General features: G+C 70.7%; 18 protein-coding genes. 11 read left to right on the top strand and 7 right to left on the bottom strand.

Translation table 11 applies throughout. The annotated features are described in order from the left end of the window. Positions 1–39 precede the first annotated feature (39 nt). Both JMJ56_RS23415 and JMJ56_RS23420 read right to left on the bottom strand, forming a co-directional pair. Positions 40–525 carry a UPF0262 family protein gene (locus JMJ56_RS23415; protein WP_202834193.1) on the bottom strand — a complete coding sequence of 162 codons (486 nt, stop codon included), beginning with the start codon at positions 523–525 and terminating at the stop codon, positions 40–42. After that, positions 518–1,006: a DUF983 domain-containing protein gene (locus tag JMJ56_RS23420; RefSeq protein WP_202834194.1), complete on the bottom strand. Its 489-nt coding sequence runs from the start codon at positions 1,004–1,006 to the stop codon at positions 518–520. The genes JMJ56_RS23415 and JMJ56_RS23420 overlap by 8 nt, the downstream gene beginning before the upstream one ends. 131 nt (positions 1,007–1,137) lie before the next feature. Here JMJ56_RS23420 and JMJ56_RS23425 point away from each other — a divergent pair, with 131 nt between their 5' ends. Then, positions 1,138–1,647, top strand: a complete 510-nt coding sequence (locus tag JMJ56_RS23425; protein WP_202834195.1) for a ferritin-like domain-containing protein — start codon at positions 1,138–1,140, stop codon at positions 1,645–1,647. A 6-nt stretch (positions 1,648–1,653) separates the two neighbouring features. Here JMJ56_RS23425 and JMJ56_RS23430 read toward each other — a convergent pair whose 3' ends face one another. Together JMJ56_RS23430 and JMJ56_RS23435 are read right to left on the bottom strand one after the other, a co-directional pair. Next, positions 1,654–2,301, bottom strand: coding sequence for an aspartate/glutamate racemase family protein (locus tag JMJ56_RS23430; RefSeq protein WP_202834196.1), 648 nt, complete (start codon positions 2,299–2,301; stop codon positions 1,654–1,656). Continuing rightward, positions 2,298–3,041: an SDR family NAD(P)-dependent oxidoreductase gene (locus JMJ56_RS23435; RefSeq protein WP_202834197.1), complete on the bottom strand. Its 744-nt coding sequence runs from the start codon at positions 3,039–3,041 to the stop codon at positions 2,298–2,300. The genes JMJ56_RS23430 and JMJ56_RS23435 overlap by 4 nt, the downstream gene beginning before the upstream one ends. A 117-nt stretch (positions 3,042–3,158) precedes the next feature. Between JMJ56_RS23435 and JMJ56_RS23440 the strand changes: the two genes are divergently transcribed. From JMJ56_RS23440 to ppdK, 4 genes are all read left to right on the top strand, one after another. Further along, positions 3,159–3,971, top strand: coding sequence for a S49 family peptidase (locus JMJ56_RS23440; RefSeq protein ID WP_202834198.1), 813 nt, complete (start codon positions 3,159–3,161; stop codon positions 3,969–3,971). A gap of 48 nt (positions 3,972–4,019) precedes the next feature. Continuing rightward, on the top strand, positions 4,020–4,904 hold the full coding sequence (locus tag JMJ56_RS23445; RefSeq protein WP_202834199.1) for a glycine--tRNA ligase subunit alpha: 885 nt from the start codon (positions 4,020–4,022) through the stop codon (positions 4,902–4,904). A 71-nt stretch (positions 4,905–4,975) separates the two neighbouring features. After that, on the top strand, positions 4,976–7,129 hold the full coding sequence (glyS, locus tag JMJ56_RS23450) for a glycine--tRNA ligase subunit beta (protein WP_202834200.1): 2,154 nt from the start codon (positions 4,976–4,978) through the stop codon (positions 7,127–7,129). 74 nt (positions 7,130–7,203) lie between these two features. Further along, positions 7,204–9,873 carry a pyruvate, phosphate dikinase gene (ppdK, locus tag JMJ56_RS23455; RefSeq protein ID WP_202834201.1) on the top strand — a complete coding sequence of 890 codons (2,670 nt, stop codon included), beginning with the start codon at positions 7,204–7,206 and terminating at the stop codon, positions 9,871–9,873. A 37-nt stretch (positions 9,874–9,910) separates the two neighbouring features. On the opposite strand, the gene JMJ56_RS23460 is transcribed toward ppdK, so the two are convergent. Beyond that, complete coding sequence (locus tag JMJ56_RS23460) at positions 9,911–10,621, bottom strand: hypothetical protein (protein WP_202834202.1); 711 nt, start codon at positions 10,619–10,621, stop codon at positions 9,911–9,913. A gap of 101 nt (positions 10,622–10,722) precedes the next feature. Between JMJ56_RS23460 and JMJ56_RS23465 the strand changes: the two genes are divergently transcribed. The 4 genes from JMJ56_RS23465 to JMJ56_RS23480 are packed head-to-tail and all read left to right on the top strand — an operon-like array spanning position 10,723 to position 13,139. Then, positions 10,723–11,595 carry an SDR family oxidoreductase gene (locus JMJ56_RS23465; RefSeq protein WP_202834203.1) on the top strand — a complete coding sequence of 291 codons (873 nt, stop codon included), beginning with the start codon at positions 10,723–10,725 and terminating at the stop codon, positions 11,593–11,595. Positions 11,596–11,650: 55 nt separating this feature from the next. Beyond that, positions 11,651–11,845 (top strand): GNAT family N-acetyltransferase, encoded by a 195-nt coding sequence (locus tag JMJ56_RS23470; RefSeq protein ID WP_202834204.1) that lies wholly within the window; start codon positions 11,651–11,653, stop codon positions 11,843–11,845. Continuing rightward, entirely contained in the window at positions 11,764–12,123 is a 360-nt protein-coding gene (locus JMJ56_RS23475; protein WP_202834205.1) for a GNAT family N-acetyltransferase, read from the top strand. Before JMJ56_RS23470 ends, JMJ56_RS23475 begins: the two co-directional genes overlap by 82 nt. Before the next feature lie 50 nt (positions 12,124–12,173). Then, the gene (locus JMJ56_RS23480; protein WP_202834206.1) at positions 12,174–13,139 is read left to right on the top strand and encodes a Bug family tripartite tricarboxylate transporter substrate binding protein; all 966 of its coding nucleotides are present in this window, start codon (positions 12,174–12,176) and stop codon (positions 13,137–13,139) included. Positions 13,140–13,151: 12 nt separating this feature from the next. Here the strand turns inward: JMJ56_RS23480 and JMJ56_RS23485 are convergent, their stop codons facing one another. Continuing rightward, positions 13,152–14,054 carry a LysR family transcriptional regulator gene (locus tag JMJ56_RS23485; protein WP_202834207.1) on the bottom strand — a complete coding sequence of 301 codons (903 nt, stop codon included), beginning with the start codon at positions 14,052–14,054 and terminating at the stop codon, positions 13,152–13,154. A gap of 96 nt (positions 14,055–14,150) precedes the next feature. Here JMJ56_RS23485 and JMJ56_RS23490 point away from each other — a divergent pair, with 96 nt between their 5' ends. Further along, the gene (locus JMJ56_RS23490; protein ID WP_202834208.1) at positions 14,151–14,906 is read left to right on the top strand and encodes an SDR family oxidoreductase; all 756 of its coding nucleotides are present in this window, start codon (positions 14,151–14,153) and stop codon (positions 14,904–14,906) included. A 12-nt stretch (positions 14,907–14,918) separates the two neighbouring features. On the opposite strand, the gene JMJ56_RS23495 is transcribed toward JMJ56_RS23490, so the two are convergent. Then, the gene (locus JMJ56_RS23495) at positions 14,919–15,497 is read right to left on the bottom strand and encodes a YqaA family protein (RefSeq protein ID WP_202834209.1); all 579 of its coding nucleotides are present in this window, start codon (positions 15,495–15,497) and stop codon (positions 14,919–14,921) included. Between the two features lie 172 nt (positions 15,498–15,669). On the opposite strand from JMJ56_RS23495, the gene JMJ56_RS23500 reads away from it, so the two are divergent. Further along, positions 15,670–16,905 carry an MFS transporter gene (locus JMJ56_RS23500; protein WP_202834210.1) on the top strand — a complete coding sequence of 412 codons (1,236 nt, stop codon included), beginning with the start codon at positions 15,670–15,672 and terminating at the stop codon, positions 16,903–16,905. Positions 16,906–16,912: the final 7 nt, after the last annotated feature.

Raw genomic sequence — 16,912 nt, forward strand, 5'->3', positions numbered from 1 at the left:
ATCACGTCAAGCGGTAGTCGGATGAAGCCCCGCCTGCCGCTAGATCCGCTGGTGCAGCGCGCAGACCAGGGTGAAGAGCCGCCGCGCCGACTCGAAGTCGAGGCCGATGCGGCCTTCCAGCCGCTCCACCAGCAGCGCCGCGCCCTCGTTGTGCAGCCCTCGCCGGCCCATGTCGATCGCCTGGATGCGCGCCTCGTGCCCACCCTCGGTGACCGCCTGCTCATGGCTTTGGACGATCAGGTGATAGTCCTTGATGAGCCGCCGAAAAGGCCCGAGCGCCAGCGCCACCGCCCGCACCGCCTCCTCCGTGCCATCGCGTATGTCGAAGACCAGCCGCCCGTCCCGCACACAGAGATACAGCACGAAGGGCCCGCCTGGCACGCCAAGCGGGTCGAAGCTGTTGCTGGCCAGCAGGTCCTGCACCGCCTGCCTGCGGTCCGCCTCGGCATAGGCAGAGGGGAGGGGGCTGGCATCCGGCAGTTCCAGCCGGACGATCCGCCGCTCGGGGGGCTCTTCCTCAGGCATTCCGGTCGGGCAGTCCGCGCAGCGGGGGCGCGGCCGCGGCCGGCGCCTCCTCCTCGTCATCCTCCTCGACCGAGACGATCCCGAGCGTGCTCATCCACCCCACCACAGCGCCCTTGATGGGTCGCAGCAGCAGGATGCAGAGGATGGTGAAGAGAGGCAACCAAATGACCATGTGAAGCCACATCGGCGGCTCATAAGCCTTCTCCACCCAGAAGACGGGCGGCACCAGCAGATGGCCGACGAGGAAGATGACGAAGTAGGGCGGTGCGTCATCCGCCCGCAACCGGGCGAGCGGCGCGTGGCAGTTGCTGCATTCCGGCACCAGCGCCAGGTAGCCGGCGAAGACCCGGCCGACGCCGCAATAGGGGCAGCGGTTGCGGATGCCCCGGCCTATCGCCGTGCCGAGCGGCGCCGGCACGAAGCGTGGCGGCTTGGCGTCAGTGGTCGTCCCGTCCCAGCGCATCGGGGTGTCCTTTTCCATGGCCGCCAAAGCGCCATAGCCCCGCCCGGCGTTCCCGAGCGTCGGGGCATGCCGCCGGAACGGTCCACCCGTCCGGGGAACCGCCCCCCGCCCGGCGCTGTTCCTTGCGCAGGAAACACAGGAGACACTCCATGGCAAGCAGCGCCCAGGACATCTACATCACCGGCCTCAAGAACGCCCATGCCCTCGAGACGCAGGCGGTTCAGCTGCTCGAGCGCCAGATCGAGAGGATCGAGAACTATCCCGAGATGGCGGCCCGCATGAAGTCCCATGTGGAGGAGAGCCGCATCCAGGCCCAGCGCCTGGAGCAGATTCTCGAGCGGCACGGCACCAGCCATTCCGCGCTGAAGGATTTCGGCACCGGTCTGATGGGCAATCTCGCCGCCATGGCGCATGCCCCGATGCAGGACGAGATCCTGAAGAACACCTTCGCCAACTACGCCTTCGAGCATTTCGAGATCGCGTCCTATCGCGCCCTCATGGAGATGGCGCAGGCGGCTGGTGACCAGGAGGGCCTTGGCCTGTTGCAGCAGAGCCTGCAAGAGGAGGTGAAGATGGCCGAATTCGTCGGCCAGAGCCTGCCGCAGACGGTCCAGCGCTACATCCAGCTCGAGACCAGCGGCCAGAAGTCCGGCATCTAGCCTCGCTTACTGCGGGGCGGTGGCCAGTAGCGCCATCGCCCCGGCCGCCGCGCAGGGCTCGATCACCGGGAGCCCCGCAGCATCCTCCGCAGCGGCGAGATGCCCGGCCAGGCCGGTACAGCCCAACACGATCGCCCCCGCCCCCGTCGCCGCCAGCGCCCGCGCCGCCTCACGGATGCGGGTCCGTGGCGCCTCCGGATCGGTCAGCACCTCCATCGGCAGGTCGAGCGGCACCCAGCCGGCCAGCCGGTCTTCCACCCCCATCCCCCGCAGCGCCAGGCGCTGCCGCGCCTCGCTCGCGGCGACGAAGCCGATAACGCCGAAGCGCTCCGCCCGCGTCATCGCCGCCGCGACCGCGCTGCGGAACATCCCGAGCACTGGGCGCCGCGTTGTGGCCCGCACCGCCTCCAACCCGGGGTCGGAGACGCAGGCGATCACATAGGCCGCCGCCTCCTCCCGCTCCACCAGCCGGCAGAGCGGCTCGGTGACGCTGTGCCAGTCCCGCCAGCTGGCGATGGCCGGCGGCCCTTCCGCCAGCCGCACCACCTCGAACCGCCCTAGTGCGCCGAAGCGCTCCAGCGCCGCCGCGATCCCCGCCGTGCAGGAGACGGAGGAGTTCGGGTTGATGACGAGGATGCGGCCGGAGGTGCTCACAACATCTGGCCTCCATCGACGATGACGGTCTGCCCCGTCACCCACCCGGCCAGCGGGCTCGCCAGGAAGAGCGCCACATTCGCCACCTCCTCCGGCGTGCCGAGCCGTCCGAAGGGGATGCCGCCGAGGATGGCGTTGTAGAGCTTGGGGTCGCTCGTCCGCCGCTGCTCCCAGGAGCCGCCGGGGAATTCGATCGAGCCCGGCGCCACGGCGTTCACCCTGATGCCCTTCGGCGCATACATCGCCGCCTGCGAGGTGGTGTAGTTGATCAGCAGCGCCTTCACCGCGGCATAGGCCGGCGTCCGCACCGAGGGCCGGTAGCCGGAGATGGAGGAGACGTTGATGATGCTGCCCCGGCCCGCCTCCAGGAAGGGCAGCGCCGCATGCGTCGCCCTGACCGTCGCCATGATATCGACCGAGAGCCCCTGCGCCCAATGCTCCTCAGTGTCCTGCGAGCCGAAACCGCTGGCATTGTTCACCAGCACATCGATCCCGCCCAGCGCCTCGGCCGCCGCCGCGACATAGCCACGTACCGCTTCCCGGTCGCCGAGGTCGCAGCCTGCCGCATGGGCCTGGACGCCGAGCCCCGCGATCTCCGCCCGTGCTGCCTCCAGCGGCCCCGCGCTCCGGGCGCAGATGGACACCGCCGCCCCCGCCTGCGCGAAGCCGAGCGCGATCGACCGCCCGATCCCCCGGCTGCCGCCGCAGGCCACCACCCGCTTGCCCTTGAAGTCGAACATCGTCCGGCCCTCCCTGCTGGCCGGCAGGCTGGCGAAGCCGGGCGCAGAGGACAACCCCCGGCACCGGGCTTAATGACCGGGCTTGATACTGGCGCCGTCACGGGCATGTCTGGCCCCATGCCCCTCTCGCTTCCCTTCCTCTCCCGCGATCCCCGCATCGCCCTGGTGCGCCTCCAGGGCACCATCACCCCCCGCCCCGGCCTCGGCGGCGGGCTGAGTCCGGCCGGCATCGCCCCGGCGCTCGACCGCGCCTTCGCGCTGAAGCGGGCGGCCGCCGTTTTCCTCGTCATCAACTCTCCCGGCGGCTCGCCGGTGCAGTCGAGCCTCATCGCCCGCCATATCCGGCGGCTGGCGGAGGAGAAGAAGCTACCCGTTATCGCCTGCGTGGAGGATGCCGCGGCCTCCGGCGGCTACTGGATCGCCTGCGCGGCCGACGAGATCGTGGCCGACCCGGCCTCCATCCTCGGCTCTATCGGCGTCATCGCCGCCGGCTTCGGCTTCGAGGGGGCGATCCGGCGCCTCGGCATCGAGCGGCGGATGCACACCGCCGGCAGCGAGAAGAGCTTCCTCGACCCCTTCGCCCCCGAACGCGCGGAGGATGTCGCCCGCCTCGATACCCTGCTCGGCGAGCTGCACGGGGAGTTCCGCGGCTGGGTGCAGTCCCGCCGCGGCGACCGGCTGAAGGCCCCGGCCGAGGAGCTTTTCACCGGGCGCTTCTGGCCTGGCCGCCGCGCGGTGGAGCTTGGCCTGGCCGACCGCCTCGGTGATGCGGCGGAGGAGGTGAAGCGCCGCTTCGGCCCCAAGGCCCGCCTGGTCACCTTCGGCGGAAGGCGGCCCTCTTTGCTGCGCCGCCTGTTGCCAGGCTTCTCCGCCGAGGCGGTGATCGCCGCGACGGAGGAACGTGCCGCCTGGGCCCGCCTCGGGCTGTGACCGGCGGCCCACTATGTTCGGGAGCGGCGCCGTGGCAAAAGGCGCCGCATGCAGAGCCTGGCCGCCCCCACCCTTCGCCGGAAGCCGCCGAGCTTCCAGAACATCATCCTCCGCCTGCACGCCTTCTGGTCGGCGCAGGGCTGCCTGATCCTGCAACCCTATGACATGGAGGTGGGCGCCGGCACCTTCCATCCGGCGACGACCCTCCGCGCCCTCGGCGCGAAGCCCTGGAAGGCCGCCTATGTCCAGCCGAGCCGCCGCCCCTCCGACGGCCGCTATGGCGAGAACCCCAACCGGTTGCAGCACTACTACCAGTACCAGGTGATCCTGAAGCCGAGTCCGCGCGACCCGCAATCCCTGCTGCTCGATGCCTACCGCGCCCTCGGGATGGACCCCAAGGTCCACGACTTCCGCTTCGTCGAGGATGACTGGGAGAGCCCGACCCTCGGCGCCTGGGGCCTCGGCTGGGAGGTTTGGTGCGACGGGATGGAGGTGACGCAGTTCACCTATTTCCAGCAGGTCGGCGGCATCCCCTGCGCCGTGCCCTGCTGCGAGCTGACCCTCGGTCTTGAGCGGCTGGCGATGTACCTGCAGGGCAAGGACAGCATCTACGACCTCGATTTCAATGACGAGGGCGTGAAGTACGGCGAGGTCTTCCTCCGTGCCGAGCGCGAGTACAGCGCCCATAATTTCGAGTTCGCCGATGTGCCGATGCTGTTCCGCCACTTCGAGGATGCGGAGAAGGAATGTGCCGCGCTGCTGGCGCAGGGTCTGGCGATGCCCGCCTATGACCAGTGCATCAAGGCCAGCCACCGCTTCAACCTGCTCGACGCCCGCGGCGCCATCAGCGTGACCGAGCGCGCTGCCTATATCGGCCGGGTGCGGGCGCTGGCGAAGGGCTGCTGCGAGGCGTGGCTGAAGGGGGAGGGATGACATGCGCCTGAGCCAGCCCCCTTTGAGTATCGCCATCTCCCTCACCGAAGTGACGCGGGCGCCCTGACCCCATGCCCCAACTGCTGATCGAGCTCTTCTCCGAGGAAATCCCGGCCCGCATGCAGGCCCGGGCCGCGGAGGATTTCGCCCGCCTGCTCCAGGCCGAACTGCGCCCGCTGATGCCGGAGCAGCCCCGCCCGCTCTCCGGCCCCCGCCGCATCGCCCTGGTCGGCGACCTGGCCACCCGCGCCGAGACGCCGGGCAAGGAGGAGCGCGGCCCCCGCCGCAACGCCCCACCCCAGGCGCTGGAGGGGTTCCTCCGCAAGCACAACGCCACCCGTGAGCAGCTCAAGGAGGAGGGCGAGTTCTGGGTCCTCGCCAAGCCCGGCGAGGTGACGCTGGCCGAGGACCTGCTCGCCCGCGCCGTCCCCGCCGTGCTGCGCGCCTTCCCCTGGCCGAAATCCATGCGCTGGGGCAGCAGCGACTTCGCCTGGGTGCGCCCCCTGCAACGCGTCCTCTGCCTGTTCGACGGCCGCCCCGTCCGCTTCGCCCTCGCCCATGGCGAGGACCAGGTCCACGGCATCGTGGCCGCCGACCTGACGGAGGGGCACCGCATCCTCGCCGGCACCGAGCCCCTCGCCGTCGCCTCCTTCGCCGAGTACGAGGAGGGGCTGCGCCGGCGCTTCGTCATCGCCGATGCGGCGGAGCGGGAGCGTATGATCGAGAGTGGCATCGCTGACCTCGCGGCGCGGGAGGGGCTGGAGGTCGTCCCCGACCGCGGCCTGCTCGCCGAGGTGTCCGGGCTGGTCGAATGGCCGGTGCCGCTGCTCGGCTCCATCGACGCCGCCTTCATGGACCTCCCCCCCGAGGTGATGCGCACCACCATGCGGGTGAACCAGCGCTATTTTGCGCTGCGCCACCCAGACGGAAGCCCCGCCCCGCGCTTCGCCCTGGTCGCCAACATCATCCCCGAGGATGGCGGCGCCGCGATTATTGCGGGCAATGAGCGCGTGCTGCGCGCCCGCCTCGCCGATGCCCGCTTCTTCCGCGACCAGGACCGCAAGCAGCGGCTGGAAGAGTTCCTCCCCAAGCTGGAAAGCGTCGTCTTCCACGCCAGGCTCGGCACCCAGGGCGAGCGGGTGCGGCGGCTGGAGCGGCTGACCGGGCTGATCGCCCCCCATGTCGGTGCCGACCCGGCGCTGGCGGCGCGCGCCGGCAAGCTGGCCAAGGCCGACCTGGCGACCGGCATGGTCGGCGAGTTCCCCGAAGTCCAGGGCATCATGGGCCGCTACTACGCCCTGGCCGATGGCGAGGACCCGCGCATCGCCGAGGCGATCGGCGCGCATTACCGGCCGCTCGGCCCGGGGGATGCGGTGCCGGCGGAGCCGGTGGCGGTCGCGGTGGCGCTGGCAGACAAGCTTGATCAGCTCGTCGGCTTCTTCGCTGCAGGCGAGAAGCCGACCGGCTCGGGCGACCCCTTCGCCCTCCGCCGCGCTGCCCTCGGCGTCATCCGCATGATTCGGGAAGGCGGCCTGCGGATCGGCCTCGCCGGGCTGATCGGCGAGGCCTTCTTCGGCTATCCGCAGGCCACCGGCACCACTTCCAACCCGGAATTCGGCATGGATGTCGCCACGGAGAAGCTGAAGGCCGGCTGGCAGCCACCGGCCAAGTCCGAGCACCCGCCGATGGTCGCCGCCTTCGCCGCCGGCCTCCTCGACTTCCTGACCGATCGCCTCCGGGTCCAGCTCCGCAGCGAAGGCGCCCGCCACGACCTCGTCGCCGCCATCTTCGGCGCGACGCCGGATGACGACCTCGTGCGCCTCCTGGCCCGCGCCGCCGCGCTCGAGACCATGTTGGCGACGCCGGACGGCGCTAACCTCCTCGCCGCCTACAAGCGCGCCGCCAACATCCTCCGCATCGAGACGCGGAAGGACGGCCCGCATGACGGCCCGGTTGACCCGAGCCTGCTCGTCCTCCCCGCCGAGGCCGCACTCGCCGGGGCGGTCGAGGCCCGCGCCGCCGAGGTCGCGACCGCTCTGGCGCGGGAGGACTTCCTCACCGCCATGGGGGCACTCGCCGCTCTCCGCGCCCCGCTCGACGCCTTCTTTGAATCCGTGGTTGTGAACGACCCGGATGCGCAACTGCGCGCCAACCGCTTGCGTTTGCTCAGCCATCTCTGCGCCGCCATGGCGGTGGTCGCGGACTTCTCAAAAATCGAAGGTTGAATTGACGCCGGAATGGCACACTCTGCGCCACAACCGGCGTTTGCGTCGCCCTCGTCAACACAAGGAACTCGCCCGTGAGCAAGTGGGTCTACAGCTTCGGTGCCGGCCATAACGAAGGCAAGGCCGAGATGCGCAACCTGCTGGGCGGTAAGGGCGCCAACCTGGCCGAGATGGCCAGCATCGGCCTGCCCGTCCCGCCCGGTTTCACCATCACCACCGAGGTCTGCACCTACTACTACGACAACGGCAAGCAGTACCCGCCGGAGCTGAAGGACCAGGTCGCCGCCGCCCTCGCCCGCGTCGAGGAAGCCGTCGGCGTTCGCTTCGGCGACCACCGCAAGCCGTTGCTCGTCTCCGTCCGCTCCGGCGCCCGCGTCTCCATGCCGGGGATGATGGATACGGTGTTGAACCTCGGCCTGAACGACGAGACGGTGGACGGCCTCGCCGCCGCCTCCGGCGACCCGCGCTTCGCCTGGGACAGCTACCGCCGCTTCATCCAGATGTTCGGCAGCGTCGTGCTCGGCGTCGACCATCACCGCTTCGAGGAGATCATCGAGGAGGTGAAGCTCGCCCGCGACGTCCATGAGGACACGCAGCTCACCGCCGACGACTGGAAGACGGTCGTCACCGGCTACAAGGAGATGGTGGCCCAGGTCACCGGCCAGCCCTTCCCGCAGGACCCCGAGGCACAGCTCTGGGCCGCGATCGGCGCCGTCTTCGGCTCCTGGATGAATGCCCGCGCCAATACCTACCGCCGCCTGCACGACATCCCGGCGAATTGGGGCACGGCGGTCAACGTCCAGGCCATGGTCTTCGGCAATATGGGCGAGGACTGCGCGACCGGCGTCTGCTTCACCCGCGACCCCAGCACGGGCGAGAACATCTTCTACGGCGAGTACCTCATCAACGCCCAGGGCGAGGACGTGGTGGCCGGCATCCGCACGCCGCAGCCCATGGCGCAGCTCAAGGCGAAGCCGGGCGAGCGCAGCATGGAAGTTGCCATGCCGAAGGCCTATGAGGAACTCGTCGCGGTCCGCGCCAGGCTCGAGCAGCACTACACGGACATGCAGGACATCGAGTTCACGGTCCAGCAGAACAAGCTCTACATGCTGCAGACCCGCAACGGGAAGCGCACAGCCGCCGCCAGCCTCAAGATCGCCGTCGACATGGCGCGCGAGGGGCTGATCGATCAGACCGAGGCCATCAAGCGCGTCAACCCCTCGGCCCTCGACCAACTCCTCCATCCGACGCTCGACCCGAAGGCGCCGCGCCGGCTGCTCGCCAAGGGCCTGCCGGCGAGTCCCGGTGCCGCCAGCGGCGCCGTCGTCTTCTCGGCCGATGAGGCGGAGGTCCGCGCGGCGAAGGGCGAGGCCGTCATCCTCGTCCGCATCGAGACGAGCCCGGAGGACATCCACGGCATGCATGCCGCGCGGGGGATCCTGACGACACGCGGCGGCATGACCAGCCACGCGGCCGTCGTCGCCCGCGGCATGGGCCGACCCTGCGTCGCCGGCGCCGGCGGCGTCACCGTGGACTATTCCTCGCAGATGCTGATGGCCGGCGGCCAGACCATCCGCGGCGGCGAGACCATCACCCTCGACGGCGCGACGGGCGAGATCTTCATCGGCTCCGTCGCCATGGTGGAGCCGCAGCTCTCCGGCGACTTCGCCACGCTGATGGAATGGGCCGACACCGTGCGCCGCCTCAAGGTCCGCGCCAATGCGGAGACGCCGCTCGATGCCGATACGGCGCGCAAATTCGGCGCCGAGGGCATCGGCCTCTGCCGCACGGAGCACATGTTCTTCGACCCGCAGCGCATCGGCGCGGTGCGGCAGATGATCATGTCGGAGACCGAAGGGGGGCGGCGCGAGGCGCTCTCCCGCCTGCTGCCCTTCCAGCGCGCCGACTTCATCGAGCTGTTCCGAATCATGGCCGGGCTGCCGGTGACGATCCGCCTGCTCGACCCGCCGCTGCACGAGTTCCTGCCGCATTCCGAGGCGGAAATCGCTGAGGTCGCGGCCTCGCTCGGCACCGACCCGGTGACGATGCAGCGCCGCGCTGCCGACCTCTCTGAGGCGAACCCGATGCTCGGCCACCGCGGCTGCCGCCTCGGCATCTCCTATCCGGAGATCTACGAGATGCAGGCCCGCGCCATCTTCGAGGCTGCCGTCGCCACCGCCAAGGAGACCGGCGCCGCCCCGGTGCCGGAGATCATGATCCCCCTCGTCGCCACCCGCCGCGAGCTGGAGATCACCCGTGCCCAGGTGGATAAGGTGGCGAAGGAGGTCTTTGCCGAAAGCGGCCAGACGATCGAATACTATGTCGGCACCATGATCGAGCTGCCACGCGCCGCGCTGACCGCCGACAAGATCGCCGAGGTGGCGGACTTCTTCAGCTTCGGCACCAACGACCTGACGCAGACGACCTTCGGCCTCTCGCGCGACGATGCCGGCAAGTTCCTGCCGCTCTATGTCGAGAAGGGCATCCTGCCGAAGGACCCCTTCGTCTCCATCGATCCGGAGGGTGTCGGCGCGCTGGTGAAGATCGCCAAGGAGAAGGGCAGGGGGGTGAAGGACGACCTCAAGCTCGGCATCTGCGGCGAGCATGGCGGCGACCCGGCCTCGATCCAGTTCTGCGAGGAGGCCGGGCTCGACTATGTCTCCTGCTCGCCCTACCGCGTCCCCGTTGCCCGCCTGGCGGCCGCACAGGCGGCCCTGTCCGGCGGCGGCGACCGCACGGCGTAAGCCGACAGCCGGTGGGGGGAGCAGCAAGGCCCCCCATTCACCCGTTGCGCGTGCTGCCTTCCCGGCTTGCGACCCCGTAAGGCAGCGCCGCAAAGTCCCTGAGCCGGCCCTCCACCGCCGCGAAGGCACTGCGGTCGGCCTGGCTCAGCGGCGCATCCGGCGTGCCGGTGCGATGCGCCAGGTAGCGCGCCACGCTTCCCGCCCCGCGCCGATGCGCCGCCGCGACCAGCCCCGCCTCGGTCAGCGGCACCGCCTGCCCGTCGAGGCCCGTGACGCTGCCGCCCGCCCGCGCGAGGCTTCCGTTGCGGTCGAGCTGCTGCTCTGCCCGGCGGAGATACGCCTCTATGGCCGCTTCCTGCGCCGGGGCGCTGGTCAGGAAATCCGCTTCGGAGCGGACGCCATGCCGCGCCGCCAGCATCGTCCACTGCCCGCCCGCATCCTGCCAGCCGAGATCGCGTAGCGCCTGGGGCGTGATCTGGTAACGGCCGAGCGCGCCGGAGCCCGGGTTCCGCGCCCCGAGCCCCTGACCGGGCGCGCGGGCGCTGCTCTCGGCGAGGGCGATGCGGGCGCGGAAGGCATTCTCTGCCGGCCGTGCCGCCGCGGCCGGGGCCGGCAGCCGCGCAGGCGGCCCGGCGCCTTCCATGGCGCGGGCCATCGCCTGCTTGAAGGCATGGGCCTTGGCCGGGCGCGGCGGCGCGCTGCCTGGCTTGGCGATGCCGCCCGGGGAGATGCCTTGGGTCCTGTCCATCGCCTGCAGCATGCCCCGGGAGGGCTTAACCAACCGTTCCACCCGCCGGGGGCAACCCCCGCCCCGCCCGGCCCGTTGCCCGGGGCACGGAGGACCCCTTCATGCCCGACGACAAGCAGACCCCCCAGCCGCCGCAGCGCCAGGACCACCAGCCCGGCCTCACCACGGAGATGACGCCCCGCCCGCAGGACCGAATGGAGCACTGGCGTGCCAGCGGCAAGCTTGCCGGCAAGACCGCGCTGGTGACCGGCGGCGATTCCGGCATCGGCCGCGCGGTCGCCATCGGTTTCGCCAAGGAGGGGGCCGATGTCGCCATCCTCTACAAGGACGAGCACGAGGACGCCGAGGAGACTCGGCGGCTGATCGAGACCGAGGGCCGCCGCTGCACCGCCATCGCCGGCGACATCGGCGAACGGGAGTTCGTCCACCGCGCCGTGGCCGAGGCGGCGCAGGCCCTCGGCGGCCGCATCGACATCTTGGTGAACAACGCCGCCGAGCAGCATATCTGTGGCGATTTCGCCGAGATTCCGGAGGACCAGGTGGAGCGTACCTTCCGCACCAACATCCTCGGCATGTTCTGGGTGACGCGGGCGGCGCTGCCGCACATGCCGAAGGGCGGCGCCATCGTGAACTCCACCTCGATCACCGCCTACAAGGGCAGCCCGGGGCTGATCGACTATGCCAGCACCAAGGGCGCCATCCTCGCCTTTACCCGCAGCCTGTCGCAGCAGCTCTATCCCTCGCGGCAGATCCGGGTGAATGCCGTGGCGCCCGGCCCGATCTGGACGCCGCTGATCCCCGCGAGCTTCGACGAGGAGAGCACGGCGAAGCACGGCCAGTCTTCCGGCATGGGCCGCCCCGGCCAGCCGGACGAATGCGCGCCGAGCTACATCTTCCTCGCCGCCGAGAGCGACAGCAGCTACATCAACGGCCAAGTGCTGCATCCGAACGGCGGCACGGTGGTGAACGGGTAGGGGCACGCGGCCAGCCCCAGCCCTTCGGCATGGCGGCCGCCAGGAGAGCGCCGCCATGCCAGCCGACATCCGTCCCGCCCGGGCCGAGGACCTGCCCGTCCTCCTCGCCCTCTATCGCCACCTGAACACGGCCGACCCGACGCCCCCGCCCGACCTGACAAGGGTGGCTTGGCAGGCGATGCTGGCCCAGCCCGGTCTCACCGTTTCCTGGCCGAACAGGCAGGCGAGCCTGTCGCCACCTGCACCCTGATCCAGGTGCCGAACCTGACGCGTGGTACCCGGCCCTACGCCTTCATCGAGAATGTCGTGACCCATGCCGCGCATCGTCGCCAGGGTCATGGCCGCGCCGTGCTGGGGGCGTCGCTCGCCGCTGCCTGGGCAGCCGGCTGCTACAAGGCGATGCTGCTGACTGGTTCGACGCGGGAGGCGACCTTCCGTTTCTACGAAGCCGCCGGCTTCCGCTGCGGCGAGCAGACCGGGCTGATTGCCCGCCCCATCGGCATCGTTGCCACGCCGCCTCTGGCGTGATCCGATCCCTCCGGTCACCGCGCCATAAGCGGACACCGGGAGGATCATCCATGCAAAGACGCGCCCTCATCGGCGGCCTGGCCGGCCTGCCGCTCGCCGCTCCGGGCCTTGCCCTGGCCCAGGGCGGCTTCCCGGACCGCCCGCTCGCCATGGTGCTGGCCTTCCCGGCCGGCGGCGGCACGGATGTCGCGGCCCGCCCCCTGGCCCGGATCATGGAGAAGTATCTCGGCCAGCCCGTGGTGGTCAGCAACCGCCCCGGCGCCTCGGGCGAGATCGGATTCACCGAACTTGCCCGCAGCAAGCCGGATGGCTACACGATCGGCTTCATCAACACGCCGACCATCGTCACCATCCCGCTCGAGCGGCCGCAGGCGCGCTTCCGGCTCGACGACTTCGCCCCGATCCTCAACATCGTGGACGACCCCGGCGCCATTTGGGTGCGGCCCGACAGCCCGCTGCGCAACGTCGCCGATCTGGTTGAGGAAACCCGGCGCCGCCCCGGCCAGGTCAGCTACGGCACCTCCGGCATCGGCTCCGACGACCATCTCGCGGTGCTGGCGCTGGAGCGCGTCACCGGCACGAAATTCCTCCACGTCCCCTTTGCCGGAGGCGCCCCGGTCCGCACCGCCACGCTCTCGAAGCAGATCGACCTCGCGGTGACCAATATCGGCGAGGCGATCGGCGATTTCCGCCAGGGCCTGTTCCGCCCGCTCGGCCAGATGGGCACCGCGCGCTGGCCGGTGATGGCCGACGTGCCGACCTTCCGCGAACAGGGCTTCGACGTGGTCGAGGGCTCGATGCGCGGCCTCGCCGCCCCGGCCGGCCTGCCCCGCCCGGTGCTCGACCGGCTGGTGGAGGCCGCCCGCCGCGCCGCGGAGGACCCGGAATGGCAGGCCGTCGCCACCCAGCTCGCCCTGCCGCTCCGCCTGCTCGGCCCCGACGAGTATCGCGGCGAGCTGGTGGCGATGCAGGCGCATTACGAGAAACTCTGGGCCGCCCATCCCTGGAAGGAATGAGGCGGCCGCCCCTCAGCCCGGCCCGTACAGCCGCGCGGCCAGGAACTCGGCCAGCGCCTCGACCTTGGCCGGCCGGTGCCGCGCTGTCGGTGTGACGAAGTAGAGTCCGCCCGCCGCCATCCGCCAGCCGGGCAGCACCACCTCCACCCGCCCCGCCGCCAGGTGCCCAGCCACGGCGAAATCCGGCAGCTCGGCGATGCCGAGCCCGTCCAGCAGGCAGGGCACCAGCGCATCCACATTGGTCACCCGCAGCGGGCCGGTGGGGGTGACCGCGACTTCCTCGCCGCCCGGCCCGAGGAAGCGCCAGGCCTCGCCCCGGGCGCGATAGGCGTAGCCGAGGCAACGATGCGCCGCGATCTCGCGGGGATGCTGCGGCCGGCCATGCCGGGCGAGATAGGCCGGAGCGGCCACCACCAGCCGCGCCACCGGGCCGAGCCGCCGCGCCACCAGCGAGGAATCCTCGAGGACCGCGATCCTGAGCGCCGCATCGAACCCCTCGCCGACCAAGTCCACCACGGCATCGCCGAGATGCAGGTCGAGGGCGATATCCGGGTAGCGCCTCAGGAATTCCGGCAGGATCGGCGCCACCCGCAGCAGGCCGTAGGACATCGGCACCGCGAGCCGGACGAGTCCGCGCGGCTGGCTCGCCAGCTCGCGCCCGGCCGCCTCCGCCTCCTCCGCTTCGCACAGGGTTCGCGCCGCCCGCTCGGCCACGATGCGGCCGAGATCGGTCAGCGCCAGCCGGCGGGAGCTGCGGTTGAAGACCCGGCCGCCCAGCCGCGCCTCGAGCCGGGTGACCGCGCGCGAGACCGTTGCCACCGAGACGCCGAGCGAGCGCGCTGCGGCAGCGAAGGAGCCCTCTTCCGCGAGCCGCGCCACCATCGCCAGGGCTTCGAAATCCGGCAGTCTGGACATCTGCAATCCTGCAATGGTGGCTTTCGATCCTTTCTATTTTGACGGTGTCGCCCCGGCCATACCTTTCTCGCAGCCAATCCAGCAGGAGTTGCAGACATGGCCCGCAAGCTTGAAGGCAAGGTCTCCGTCGTCACCGGCGGCACCAGCGGCATCGGCCTCGCCACCGCCCGGCGCTTCGCCGCGGAAGGCGCCCAGGTCTTCGTCACCGGCCGCCGCCCCGCCGAACTCGCCGCCGCCGTCACGGCGATCGGCCCGAACGCCACCGGTATCCAGGCCGATTCCGGCAGCTTGGCAGACCTCGACCGGCTCTATGCCCGGGTGAAGGCGGAGGCCGGGCGGATCGACGTGCTCTTCGTCAATGCCGGCGGCGGCTCCTTCCTGCCGCTCGGCGCCATCACCGAGGAGCAGGTCGACGACACCTTCGGCCGCAACGTCAAAGGCGTGCTCTTCACCGTGCAGAAGGCGCTGCCCCTGCTGGTGGACGGCGCCTCGGTCATTCTCACCGGCTCGACCGCGGCGAGCACCGGCACGCCCGGCTTCAGCGTCTATGGTGCTTCGAAGGCCGCGATCCGCGCCTTTGCCCGCAACTGGATCCTCGACCTGAAGGAGCGCCGCATCCGGGTGAATGTCATCGCCCCCGGCCCGATCCGCACGCCCGGCCTGGTCGGCCTCGCCGGCGAGGACGCCGCCGCGCAGCAGGGCCTGCTCGATCAAATGGCCTCCCTCATCCCGCTCGGCCGCGTCGGCGAAGCGGAGGAGGTGGCGCGGGCCGCGCTTTTCCTCGCCTCGGAGGATTCAAGCTTCGTCAACGGCACCGAATTCTTCGTCGACGGCGGCCAAGCGCAGATCTGAGGCGGGTGGCGCTCAGAGGAATCTCAGCGCCGCGAAGCCCAGCACGATCCCGGCAGCGGCGCCGGTCGTCACCAGCGTCAGCCGCCGCTCGATGAAGTCGCGGATCGGCGGCCCGTAGCGCCGCAGCAGGAAGGCGAGCAGGAAGAACCGCGCGCCCCGCGTCACGATGCTCGCCAGCACGAAGATCAGGAAGTTGAACTGCGCTGCGCCGGAGGCGATGGTGACGATCTTGTAGGGGATCGGCGTCAGCCCCTTGATGAGGATGACGAGCGCGCCCCAGCGGTCGTACCACCCCTGGAAGGTCGCCATGGCATCAGCATGGCCATAGGCGCGCAGCACCGGCACCGCCAGCGCGTCGAACAGCCAGAAGCCGATCGCATAGCCGAAGATCCCCCCCAGCACGGAGGCCACGGTGCAAATGGCGGCATAGCGGTAGGCCAGCTCCGGCCGGGCGATGCACATGGGAATGAGCATCGCGTCCGGCGGAATGGGAAAGAAGCTGCTCTCCGCGAAGCTGACACCTGCCAGATAGGCCGGCGCCCGGCGGTGCCCTGCCAATGCCAGGACACGATCATAGAGGGCTCGCAGCATTATCCAGTCCCGACCGGTGGAGGGCCGCCCCTTCGCACTTCCGGTGCGCCAACGCAATTCACGGATGCTTCCCTGCCGGATGAGCATGTGCACCGGGCATAGCCATGCGCCCTGCGCAGTTGTCTCGCCAGGCCGCGCAATGCTCTCATGCCGACGACCGAGAGGAAGACCCATGACCGCATCGACCCGGCTGTCCGTCGCGCTGCTGCTTGGCTGCGGCGTCGTCACCGCCGCACTGGCCATGGGCCTGCGCCAGAGCCTCGGCCTCTTCCTCGCGCCGATGACGACGGCCCAGGGCTGGGGCGCCAGCGGCTTCGCCTTCGCCATCGCCCTTCAGGTGCTGTGCAACGGCCTCACCCAGCCGATCTGGGGCCAGGTGGCGGACCGCATCGGCGGCCGCCGCGTGATCATGATCGGCGCCGTGCTGCAGGCCGTGGCCCTCACCGGCATGGCCTTCTCGACCAGCCTCTTCTGGTTCACCTTCTTCGCCGGGGTGGTGATGGGCTGCGCCGTCTCCGCCGCCGGGATGCCCGTCATCATGGCCAGCCTGACCCGCCTGCTGCCGGAGAGCCTGCGCGGCCGTGCCACCGGCCTCGGCACCGCCGGCTCCTCTTTTGGCCAATTCCTCGTCGTCCCTGTCGTCGCCTTCGGCCTGCATGCCGCTGGCTGGCAATGGGCGCTGCTCGCCATCGCCGCCGTCTCCCTGCTGATGATCCCGCTCGCCCTGCCGCTGAACGACCAGGCGGCGAAGCCCGCCCCCGGCGCCGCGGCGGAGGAGCGTGCCACCGCCGCCCTTAGCCGCGCATTGCGCGACCCGACCTTCTGGTTCCTGTCCTTCGGCTTCTTCGTCTGCGGCCTGCATGTGAGCTTCATGGCCGTCCACCTGCCGGGCTTCGTGGCGAGCTGCCACCTGCCGCTCGGCGTCGGCGCCGCGGCGATCAGCCTGATCGGCCTGTTCAACGTCGCCGGCTCGCTCATCGCTGGCGAGCTGTCCGGCCGCTGGCGGCGGCGGGAGCTGCTGGTGATCATCTATGCCGCCCGCGGCGTGCTGATCGGCGGCTTCATGCTGGTCGAGAAGACGACGGCGAGCGTCCTCGTCTTCTCGGCGATCATGGGGCTGCTCTGGCTCTCCACCGTCCCGCCGACGGTAGCGCTCTGCGCCCGCAATTTCGGCACGCGCTGGCTGGCGACGATCTTCGGCTTGGTCTTCCTCGGCCATCAGGTCGGCGGCTTCGCCGGCGCCTGGCTCGGCGGCGTGGTCTTCGACCTCGACGGCAGCTACGACCGCATGTGGTTGCTGGCGACGATCGCCGCCTTCGCCGGCGCCGGCTTCTCCGCCCTCTGCCGCGACGGCGCCCCGGCCCCGACGGCGCCCGCGCGGCCGGTCGGACGCGTGGCGGAGGCGTGAGAAACGC

Origin of the sequence: Belnapia arida, assembly GCF_016773205.1 — a bacterium.
Taxonomy (GTDB): domain Bacteria; phylum Pseudomonadota; class Alphaproteobacteria; order Acetobacterales; family Acetobacteraceae; genus Belnapia; species Belnapia arida.